A 10567-nucleotide genomic window follows, 5' to 3' on the forward strand; every position below is an offset into this window, starting at 1 on the left:
GGCACGATTGCCCGCTCAAACTCGGGTGTCGCACGACGCGCGACAGGGACTGCCGGCGCCCGAGGGAATTGACACCGGCCTTCGCGACGCCGCGGCCAGTGACAATTTTAATGCGCAACGCGTAACCGACTGAATTCCAAGAGGTTTCGCCTCTCGTCATCGTTGTCGTCCGACGAGTTGACATCTTTACTTCGCAAACGGTGACGACTTTATTTTTGTCTACGACAGCGCATGCACACGTCGATCGACTACTGCACTCTCGTCGAATATGAAACCCTACGCGCCACGGCATGACATGCTGTACGTGAAAACGAGGCAGGGTCACCCCATTCCGGACGATCGTCAGCGGATACTCCGGCACCCCCGAATTTCCTGCGCGCCCTTTCATCCGCAAGGCAGGCCGTCCTTTGCACACTGCCACGCCACCGCAGTCAGGAGCCCCAGCACCGCCGCCTCCAACGTGAATTGCCCCATGCTTGCGAGAGCAGTCCAAGCGGGCATTGGCGCGTAAATTGCGTAGAGGAACGCCATCAATAGCTGCTTCTTGAGCGCGAGCACAAGCACCGCGAATTGCCATGCGAACGCGCATCGCCGTGCACTCGAATGCCGCCAGGTGAACGCAACGCAAAAGAGGCTGGCAATAGCTGGTTCGACGAAGCTTAGGTAGGCTGGAATCAGGACGTCCGGCCCATACGGCATCTGACACCGGCCGCCCGTCGGCGCCAAACTTTCGACGTAGGCGAGGACGATCGAGAGGACGGACGACAACCACGACATCAAAACGAAATTCAATAGCAACGCAAGCAACACTGCGGCGACAATCCTCCCGATGTGTTGCCTGCAGCGGCAGATGGCGGCGCTCATGACTGAGGCAGCGGCGTAGTACGCGATTCCTCGAAGGCTCGTAAATGCCTCATAAAGCCAACTCGTCGTCCAAGGCGTCGAGCAGTATCCATTCATGAACCAGCCGCGCAAAGTCTCGTTGAGGCCGGCGAGAATCACGAAAAGTACGGTGATGCGGCAAAGCGGCGAGCGCAACGGGAGCGACTGGCACAAGGACCGATAGAGCCACGACGCCGCGTAGATCATCACCGCGTCGTTGACGACTGCCGGCAGTTTTGAACCCAGAGACGCACCCGGATACGGCGCATGGAACAGTTGCAGCATCACCGCATGCACGCTCAGCGACAGCCCAGCCGCAACGCACACTCCAATCACAAGTCGCCCGCGGTGGATCCCCGCGAACAAGGGGAGAATCGGCTTTCTCATATATCAGATTTCCTGGCTCTGTGTGCGCTGAACGACGCAGACGATTTGCCGTCGCCAAACGAAAGCCAATTCCAATGATCACGTTGATCGACGCTTCGCCAACATTTGGCCATGACCGAGACTACTACGACAGAAAACTCATGTTTGATATTCATGGATAACTCTGCGACAAGAATAACTGATTGCGACATGGTGAGACGACCGGTTCGACGATCCGCCATTTCGAAATGGACGAATTCGAACCCCATAAGCCGTCGCCACGACCTTCGCTCCCTATTGCAATAGAACCTGTATCTCCGGTTTCATAACGGATTCACTGCTCATCATGCTGCCTCACCGGCAGGCGCACCCAATTCAATTGCCGCTTGTCTCTGGTGATCGGAGCGGCGGCCAGCCTATGGGCGATGTTGTAAACTTAAAATTCGGCTCGGTACGCGAACAGCCCCGGGAGTCCGCCTGACATCACGAATAGTAACTTCTGACCTGCAATGTACTTCCCCACCCTAACGCTATCTACGAGGCCGGCAAACGCCTTCCCGCTATAAACCGGATCAAGCAAAATTCCTTCTGTTGACGCCATTAGGCGAACAGCCGCCAGCATACTTTTCGTTGGTACTCCGTAACCGGGACCCAATTGCGAGTCATCGATTGAAATGGCGCTGGCCTCCACTTTCAGCCCATCATCGATTAGGCGCGCAGTCTGATTGGCCTTGTCGACTGTAATCTCAGTCGACTTTAGGGCGCTTCCGTAAACAGCGAAGCCGATTATTAGAGCAGGGTCGAGCCCAAGCGCTACATATCCGGCGACGAGCCCCGCGTGCATGCCGCCACTCCCATTAGCGAGCATGATGCGATCAAACATCAATCCAGAGGCGTCGGATTGGGCCACGATCTCCCTCGCACAGTCAGCATATCCTAGGCAGCCGATAGGGCTTGAGCCGCCCAATGGACACACATATACGCGCCGGCCCTGCCTACGCAGCTCATTGGCACGGTCTTCGGCGAATTCGAGCGCGTTAGTCGAGCCCGGTAGATCATGCAGGTGCGCATCAAACAGCGTATCAAGCAAGATGTTTCCATTATTAATGTAGTCGTCGTCAAATCGGGGCACGGCCCGCGTCAAGACAAGTTCGCACTTCAGGCCAACGCGCGCCGCTGAAGCCGCAGTAAGACGTGCATGGTTGGACTGTCGAGCACCAACGGTAATAATGGTGTCTGCGCCCGCCGCCAACGCCTCTCCGATAAGAAACTCCAGCTTCCTCAACTTGTTGCCACCAGCACCAATCCCGTTGAGATCCTCGCGCTTGACAAAGATGTCTGGGCCGCCGAGGCGAGCACTAAGTCGAGGAAGGGGCTGAATGGGAGTGACCGCTTCCAGTAAAGGACTACGCGGGAACTTCGAAAGATCAAACGGTAACGATTTGGGAGAAGTCATAGGTCAGATTTGGGAATTGGATGGCTTGCTAGACAGGCAGTCTCAGTCGGGAAACGAATATATGAAACAAATTCGCCTCAAAATTCACTTGGCCGGAATAACGGCCATCGCCTCGACCTCTATCAGGAATTCTGGCTGTGCGAGCGCCTTGACACCAATCCAGGAAGATGCCGGTGGATTAATATCTCCAAAAATTTCGACCAGAATTTTGGCAATGAGGTCGGCATCCTCTCCCTTCTTGAAATGTGGGATATAGAAACGCAATATCTGGATATCCTCCTGCGTTCCTCCTGCGGCTTCCACAGCAATGAAAACCTGCTTGAGCGTCTGCCGAAACTGACCTTCAAGTCCCCGCGCGTTCTGATTTCCATCTGCGTCCCAAGCCACCTGACCAGCGACATTCACAATCCGCCCGGGCTCTGAGATAACTACCTGAGAGAAGCCCCAAGGTTTACTGGAAAACAGCGTTGATGGTTGCAAAGTTTCTCTCGGCATTGCGTATTCCAAGGTAAAAAGCCTCTAAATAATACTGAAAAAAATGGAACTTAGCTTGGATCCTTTGTGGCGCGGGAGTTGTCAAGGGTTCGGTCGTAGGATGACCCCCACTTAATTCCGCTTGATCATAGAGCAACGCAAATCCGAAAATCATACCCCCTTCCGAACACAGCCAATCAAAATGTTCATGCGCCACCATTGACATTAGCTCCTAAACATGTCCTGAAATCATGTAATAGGCGTGAGGGTCCGTGATATCAGCATTCCAGCCCGCTTCAATAATAATGCTCACCGTATTAGCGGCCACCATCGCAACAAACAACCAGATAACGGCTTTGTGGACAATGCAAGTGGTGGAAAGTGACTCAGTCTCGACAGGCAACATCATCAGGAACGCCGTGTAGACCACCGCGGCGACTGCACCTAGCGCTGTAACCGTGTATTGGTGCATACCCATAAACACGCCGGCCGTGGTAGCGGGCCCGCCAGGGACGATATGGATGAGCATGAAGCGGCTGGATACCGCGCCCAGTATCAGAGCACCAATCAGTGTCACCGCGTAGTTTCGTTGCTTGACACCGAATATCAGGTTGAACAGGAAGCCCATGCCCATCAGGATAACGCCTCCGCGGATTAGGGTGCATAAGGTGCAAGGCAGTTCCCCATCGACAAATTGGTATTTGAATGCTGCGAGTAGGACTGCGCTGGTGCCGAAAAGGGCAACAGCATTAAGTGGTTTTGTGACGTTCATATATTCATCAGAATACTGCGTTGATTGGGTCCGTGGCATTAACGATGATAAGTATCAGCTCGCCAATGGCAGCTAGGCCAAAGAGCGCCAGGCTGCAGTTTTCTTGTTTGCGCAGTGCGGTGATGCAAGCGACTAGTGCGATAACGAACGGTACGAATAGCATGGTTAATTCCTGTTCACGCAAGTGTTATAAGCAATTAGTTATGAAGTTGGCGCGTTATGTATGCATCCATGTGGCTTTGTTTGGAAGGGTGAAAGTCGTGATGCTGGAGACGTGATTATCAATTTTTTAGTTGAATGCACTTGCCGAAAGAATTTCATATGTTCACGAGGTTGGCGATCAGGACACCCTCGTTTTCCTGCGAGGCAACTTTGCGCGTCAGCAGACGCTCACCGATGCAGCTTTTGATGCGCGAGATCTGCGCCTCAACGAATGAGTGCATGCCGAAGCCATATTTCTTCTGGAATGCATAAATGCCCCTGTCCTTGATGTGTCCAACAATCTGATCGTGCCAGCCCGTATCGACCCGCTGAACCGCCCCGGGAATCGTGGAGGCTGGTTGGTTTAAGTTAATGCCGGTTCAGCGGCAGCTGTTTCAAGTTGCCGATATTAGTTTGCCTCAGCTTCGACGGGCGGGATATAGCCGAGGGGGTCCATCAATCGATGATGATTGAACCAGGCCACCCACTCCAGCGTTGCCAGCTCAACGGATTCCCGCGTTTTCCAGGCGCGGCGATGAATCAGTTCAGCCTTGTACAAGCCGTTGATCGTTTCAGCCAAGGCGTTGTCATAGCTGTCGCCCCGACTACCGACCGACGGTTCGATGCCCGCTTCGGCCAGCCGTTCGCTGTAGCGAATGCTGACGTATTGCCAGTTGGGGGTATCGCGATCTGGCCGCCGAATTCGGCATGACGGTTTCGATGAGCCGGCGTGCCAACGCGTGGGACAACGCACCGATGGAGAGCTTCTTTAAAACCCTGAAGGTTGAACGCATTTACCAAACGCGCGACGAAACCCGCGCTCAGGCTCGCCTGGACATCGTCGACTGGATCGAGGGCTATTACAATCGACAGTGCATGCACATGTCGATCGATTACCTTACCCCTGTCGAATACGAAACCCTACACGCTGCTGCATGACATGCTGTCCGTGAAAACGAGGCAGGGTCACAGCGGGTATGCAACATACCAGCGCACGCACACCAAGATCACATCGATCGGGTAATGCAGGCGCTGGAATACCTTCGCAAACACCGAATTCAGCGGTCGCGTCATCGTTCACATCGCAGCTTCATTGACACCGGCGGCATACCACCCCGCCTTACTGCGACAGAGCCGAAAAAAATGCTGCTGTCCCGGCGGCCGCTCCACCTGTCCAGTCAATTCGATGTAGACGGCGAGAGTCCGGATCGGCCCACCGGACATAGGCAATCCCAAACGAACACCGCAAAAAGTCCCGCCGATAGACACATCAATGGCACGGTCGGCGTCCCGGTCATGTCGGCCACCATGCCGAAAATCAACGGTACTGCCGCTATCGCGACCTGATTGACCGCCATGGCGGCGCCAATGACCTCGCCCACCTTGTTGTGATCCGTTGATTCCGATAGCCACACGACCCATGGGCCGTACCAGCCAAAGCAAAAAAATCCGCTGAAAGCGGCACACACCAGAATCGGCAATCCACGGCAGGAAGCGGGTAACAGCGCCGTGGCCAGCAATGTCGCGGGTGCCAGCACCATGCAGATGATGACGACGCGCCGTCGCCCGCCTCGAATATGATCGCTCAAGGCGGAAAGCAGGATGCGGCCGAGTGAACCGCTCATTTGCACAACGAAAAGCGACCATGCCGCAGCCGCTGGCATGAGATCGAAGCGGCGCCGGACGAACATGATCCAAAAAACGGCCACGGCCATTTGCACGGCAACGAGCATCGCGCCAATCAACGAAATCCGCCGGAATGCGGCTTCCGAGAAATTCCCCAAGAGATGCTGCCACATCGATATGGCTGAAGGCGATCCCGCGTCAGGCCTGGAGGCATTCCGAAATACTGCAAGAAAGATCCCTCCTGTAACGGCTATGACAACCGCCGCCACCGTCATGGCGGAGGCCCACCCGGCGCGCAAGATCAGTTCCGGGAAAAAGACGGCCGCGCATGCGCCGCCCAGCGGCAATGCGGCTTGCCGTACGCCCATCGCCATCCCTCGCTCATGCGTGGGGAACCAGTGGTAGATCGCCTTGCTTCCGCCGGGCTGGATCGGGCTATACCCAATGCCCATCATCAGCATCGCGGCAGCCAGTGTTCCGTATCCGGTGGACACGGCCAGCAGCAGCATCGAGAAGCCAAGCACCAGCATCCCGAGGAAAACCGGCAATCGCTCCCCATGCCGATCAAGCGCTCGTCCGACCAATGCCAAACCGAATATCGGTACGATATTCGCGAGCGTCGCAAGGCCTCCGACCTGCCGGGCAGAAAGATGCAACGCATCTTGCGCGTAGAGGCCCCACGCGCCGATGCCTTGGCTCGCGAGCCCTGCGACCAGCTGTGTCAGGGTGGATACCCCCAGTATCCACCACCGGTAGTAGTGACGCATTCATCAGTCTCCTGCTGTTCAACCTTTGCCGAGATCGTCGTCCTACGCCCCCGGGGGCGTAGGAGACAGCGTCAACTCATACTGCAAGCGAGAGCTCTGGCATATGTGTGTTTTGAATCTTCGGATCGAAAACCCGCTCTTGCAGCCGGGTGAATGTTCGGAAGTTCCAGAGATTTCGAGCTACGAATACACGTTGAACCCATCGATAGGCTCGTCCGTTTTCGTCGTATTGCGGTACGAATTTATCTCGGGAATGAAGCGTAAAACTATTGTTGATGAGGACGAGTTTTCCCGGCGTGATTTGCACGCCGAAAGAAATTTCCCTTATCGCTTGATATAGATTGTCGAGTGCCTGCTTGGCTCGCGAATTTGCGGCAAGCACCATGTCCGGATAAAACGCCACCGTCACATGCGGAGACTCGTATGGACCTGACAGGATGGGACGCAAGTCGGTATTGTCGCGTGGTGTAGATGTTGCACCTCTCCATCGATATGGAACGCGGATGATGTAATTATTTTTGTAAAGCTGTTCGATATCCTCTGGCGATAGCAATCGAAGTGCCTTTCGCGCGTCGGCAAGGCGAGTCAATGGCCCACCTCCCGGTTCAGCTCTTACGCCAAGCAGCAAAAGGGCTGACGGAGATGTGTCTCCTTCAGGCATATGAACCTGCGCAGCATTCTCGATGTGGAAGTCTAGTTCTACATCGGAACCAAGACCCGTGTATTCTTGGGCGTTCTCCTTGTGAGGGGTGAGGTTGTTGACGAGCTCACGGCCTTCATGTGCAATCGAATACGGCTCGCCTGCCAGCGCTCCGATCGCGACTAGAAGGTTTTCACTAAGAACGCCATCCTTGAATGCTCTGCCACTCTCCGAAAAGTATGGGCTGCCGCATACGCCGTGGTCCACGGGAAGGCCATCGATTTCCAGAAAACCAAGTGCATCTGCACCGACACTTTTGGTTCGCTCGATTGCGTCGATAAGCCTGGTCGGCAATGCGGTGTACGCGGTCTTTCGTAACGCATTGAGGTACTGGGATCCTCCTGCTGGGTCATATGGAATACTGCTAAAGGCATCTTTAAGTTGGTCTGCATCCTTTGCAGTCAATATAACTCGTTCATCTACCTGATTAATCATTATCCATTCCAAGACGAGTAGTGAGGGCGGTCTCTAAAATCAAGTGCAACGGTTAGCTAATTCAGCCTTTTCCAATTCTTTGGCCATTACCTCCTCAGGGGTGGACGGTCCCGTTTCCGTGCAAAAAAAATCGGTAACCTTGTGACGATTTAATCCATTTTCTCAGGAATTTCCATGAACATACTATAAAATATAGTTTGCTGATACACCGCTTGCGAGATCTGCTACGTCACGCATCGACTAACGCGATTCGCCAAGAATATGGCAAAACAAGCCATGCGGGCCTGCGAAATTTCCCATCCGGAGTAGGATTTTCATTAATTCGATTTATCCGCGCGCACGGCGACCAACCGCACATCCTGGTCGACCTGAATGAAACGGAACACCGGACTTTCGCCTACCGTTCCAGCCGACGCCAGCGCCGCCAGGTCGCAACCCGCCCCGATCAGGCGAGGCGCAACATATATCAGCAGTTCATCCACGAGGCCCGCTCGGATCAGCGCGCCGTTGAGGTTGCCGCCAGCCGTGTTCGGAAGATGCCGCAAATCGACGCGCCTCGACTCGAGGGTCTCCTTGCGCCCGTCGTTCATGCGCGCACCTGCGTAGTAGATTCGCACGGGTTCTCCCGCATTCAGCAGACGTGCGCCCGCCGGCATGCGCAGCATTGAATCGACGACGATCCGCAGCGGCTGCCTCGCGGTCGGAAACAGCCCGACATCGAACTCGGGATCATCCGCCAGCACGGTGCCCACGCCGGTCAGTATCGCGCCGGCTCGGCGCCGCCATGCATGACCATCCCGTCGTGCCGCTTCGGCGGTGATCTACTCGCTGTCGCCGTCCGGCATTGCGGTCCTGCCGTCGAGCGACGCGGCCATTTTCATGCGTACCCACGGCCGTCCATGCCGCATGCGAAACAGGAAGCCGACGTTCACGCGCCGGGCTTTGTCACGCAGCGCGCCGTCCGGTAGTTCGATCACGTCGATGCCGGCCTCGCGCAATCGCGCGAGGCCGAAGCCCGCGACGACCGGATTGGCGTCGCGCAAGGCGACCACTACTCGCCGCAGGCCGGCGTCGATCAGCGCATTGCAGCACGGTGGCGTACGTCCGAAATGCGAATAGGGTTCGAGCGTCACGTAAGCGGTGGCACCGATCACGGATTCGCCACCTGCAGCGGCGTCGCGCAGAGCCATCACTTCGGCATGTGCCCCGCCTGCCTGCTGCGTATGACCACGACCGATCACGCGATTCGATGCATCGGTGAGCACGCAGCCGACGCGCGGGTTGGGATCGCTCAAGCCGACGGCCTCAGTGGCAAGCGCCAGCGCCTCGCGCATCCGCGCATGCACGATGTCGGCGTGGGCAGGATAGAAGTTGTTGTCCTCGGTCACAACCGTAGACCGAAGCAAAGTTGTCACCGTTTGCGAAGTAAAAATGTCACTTCAGAGGTCGACACCGACGCGGAATCGGAAAATTATCAAGAAATCATAGGCTTGCGTACCGCGAAATAAATTCGTCACCGCGCGTGGTGTCGCGAAGACCGGTGTCAATTCCCGCAGCGCCAGCAGTCGCCGCCACGCGATGTACAACCCTCGGGTTTGAACAGATGATCGCTGATCGCGCGTGCAACTTGCGGATCTGCGCCCTATCCCAGGTGACGTTCGTAATAGCGTCGCGTCAACTCCTTGCGGTACTCTGACTTCATCGGGCGAGCCCTGTCTGACGACCAACCACCGCCTCCGTAACTGCCACCACAGAACGCGCATCGATACGGCGACTCGAGCAGGCGGACATTCACGACGTAGGGGGCCTCATAACCGCAGCGGCGGCACGCGGTTTCCAACTGCCGATAATGCGCCGGACAGGTGTCGAATTTCAGCATCTGGTGCACCACGCTATGGTAGCCGCGCGCAATGCAGCTGCGACAGTGACGAAAAAGCGGGCTGTACTGGCGCCGCTGACTCGCGTGCAGCAGCCCGATCTCGAGCGACGCATAAGGAATGCCGAGGAGCTGTGTAGTCGCGCAACGCTGACGCCCCTCAGTTGCGGTATTACGCCCTCGTACGAATCGATGTCGGGATCCATCACCCGTGCCACAACATTCCCAGGCAATGCATTTAGGCTACGGCGGTCGACGTGGACATCGATGTCGACACCGGTCCCGGCGGCGTCCGAACGATCGGCGCGGCCGCCAGAATGCGAGCCGCTTGCGCCAGATCGGACGCGACTCGGCGGGTTTTCCCCGCTTGCTCGAGCTTGGCGCGGATGTACTTGTCGATCCCGCGGGCATCCAGCGATGCCCGCAGACGCTTGCAGCCTTGGGCCTTGCGAATCTCCTGTCGCAAGGTCAGGTTGTGTGGCACGACGTGCCACGCACCTTGCGCGTCGAGGAGACCTAATTCGGTGCCGTCGAGCAGGAATGCACGGACACTGCGCAAGTCGTCCGCGTTCAGGTAGACGAGCAGTTGCTTACCGATGAGCTCAGTGCTACAAGCCAGAACGGGACTCGAATACCGTACACCGTAGAGGTTGATATGCGGTCGGGTACCCTGATTCAGATAGGCGTGGACACGGCAGCGCTTCGCCGACTGCATCAGGCACAGCGTGCGACGGCGAGGCTCCGGCAACCAGTTCACGAGCGTGTGTCGGCCACGGACGAACGATTCCATCGCCTCGAGCGGCGAGACGTTGTTGAGTCCGGTGTGCGGCGTGCCGTTGTAGCTCGCGATTGCGTATTCGACCAACTGTAAGCGACTCAGCTGGGCCAGTCCCCCATTCGCGCGCGCGTGAGGCATGATGGTGATGGCGTGGTGGTATCCGTGTAAGTCACGGGGATCGTGTTCAGATCTACCCGGTTAAGGGTGTAGGCGGGGTGGCCGGTTTCAGTTTGT

The 10567-nt window shown here is 56.5% G+C and carries 10 protein-coding genes and 4 pseudogenes; 2 read left to right on the plus strand and 12 right to left on the minus strand.

Features of this window, described 5'->3' with window-relative positions:
• Positions 1-384: 384 nt before the first annotated feature.
• The 5 genes from ACPUER_RS29440 to ACPUER_RS29460 form a co-directional block, all read right to left on the minus strand.
• Positions 385-1269, minus strand: coding sequence for a hypothetical protein (locus ACPUER_RS29440; RefSeq protein ID WP_425132804.1), 885 nt, complete (start codon positions 1267-1269; stop codon positions 385-387).
• 415 nt (positions 1270-1684) lie between these two features.
• Entirely contained in the window at positions 1685-2704 is a 1020-nt protein-coding gene (locus ACPUER_RS29445; protein ID WP_425132805.1) for a D-cysteine desulfhydrase family protein, read from the minus strand.
• 84 nt (positions 2705-2788) lie between these two features.
• Positions 2789-3199 (minus strand): RidA family protein, encoded by a 411-nt coding sequence (locus ACPUER_RS29450; RefSeq protein ID WP_425132806.1) that lies wholly within the window; start codon positions 3197-3199, stop codon positions 2789-2791.
• Positions 3200-3410: 211 nt separating this feature from the next.
• Entirely contained in the window at positions 3411-3950 is a 540-nt protein-coding gene (locus tag ACPUER_RS29455) for a disulfide bond formation protein B (RefSeq protein WP_425132807.1), read from the minus strand.
• A gap of 7 nt (positions 3951-3957) precedes the next feature.
• The gene (locus ACPUER_RS29460; RefSeq protein WP_425132808.1) at positions 3958-4113 is read right to left on the minus strand and encodes a hypothetical protein; all 156 of its coding nucleotides are present in this window, start codon (positions 4111-4113) and stop codon (positions 3958-3960) included.
• A 130-nt stretch (positions 4114-4243) separates the two neighbouring features.
• Between ACPUER_RS29460 and ACPUER_RS29465 the strand changes: the two genes are divergently transcribed.
• Entirely contained in the window at positions 4244-4387 is a 144-nt protein-coding gene (locus ACPUER_RS29465; RefSeq protein ID WP_425132809.1) for a hypothetical protein, read from the plus strand.
• Positions 4388-4560: 173 nt separating this feature from the next.
• Here ACPUER_RS29465 and ACPUER_RS29470 read toward each other — a convergent pair.
• Positions 4561-4821, minus strand: a pseudogene (locus ACPUER_RS29470) (integrase core domain-containing protein); the annotation flags it as partial.
• Between ACPUER_RS29470 and ACPUER_RS29475 the strand changes: the two are divergent.
• A pseudogene (locus ACPUER_RS29475) lies at positions 4821-5090 on the plus strand (transposase); the annotation flags it as partial. The pseudogenes ACPUER_RS29470 and ACPUER_RS29475 overlap by 1 nt on opposite strands.
• 30 nt (positions 5091-5120) lie before the next feature.
• Here ACPUER_RS29475 and ACPUER_RS29480 read toward each other — a convergent pair.
• From ACPUER_RS29480 to ACPUER_RS29505, 6 genes and pseudogenes are all read right to left on the minus strand, one after another.
• A pseudogene (locus tag ACPUER_RS29480) lies at positions 5121-5225 on the minus strand (IS6 family transposase); the annotation flags it as partial.
• A gap of 104 nt (positions 5226-5329) precedes the next feature.
• Positions 5330-6544 (minus strand): MFS transporter, encoded by a 1215-nt coding sequence (locus tag ACPUER_RS29485; RefSeq protein ID WP_425132810.1) that lies wholly within the window; start codon positions 6542-6544, stop codon positions 5330-5332.
• Between the two features lie 76 nt (positions 6545-6620).
• Positions 6621-7679, minus strand: a complete 1059-nt coding sequence (locus ACPUER_RS29490) for a TauD/TfdA family dioxygenase (protein ID WP_425132811.1) — start codon at positions 7677-7679, stop codon at positions 6621-6623.
• A 317-nt stretch (positions 7680-7996) separates the two neighbouring features.
• Positions 7997-8500 carry a RibD family protein gene (locus ACPUER_RS29495; protein ID WP_425132814.1) on the minus strand — a complete coding sequence of 168 codons (504 nt, stop codon included), beginning with the start codon at positions 8498-8500 and terminating at the stop codon, positions 7997-7999.
• Positions 8501-9067, minus strand: coding sequence for a bifunctional diaminohydroxyphosphoribosylaminopyrimidine deaminase/5-amino-6-(5-phosphoribosylamino)uracil reductase RibD (ribD, locus tag ACPUER_RS29500; protein WP_425132812.1), 567 nt, complete (start codon positions 9065-9067; stop codon positions 8501-8503).
• A gap of 732 nt (positions 9068-9799) precedes the next feature.
• Positions 9800-10423, minus strand: a pseudogene (locus ACPUER_RS29505) (integrase); the annotation flags it as partial.
• Positions 10424-10567: the final 144 nt, after the last annotated feature.

Origin of the sequence: Burkholderia sp. DN3021 (genome assembly GCF_049805555.1) — a bacterium.
Taxonomy (GTDB): domain Bacteria; phylum Pseudomonadota; class Gammaproteobacteria; order Burkholderiales; family Burkholderiaceae; genus Burkholderia; species Burkholderia pyrrocinia_C.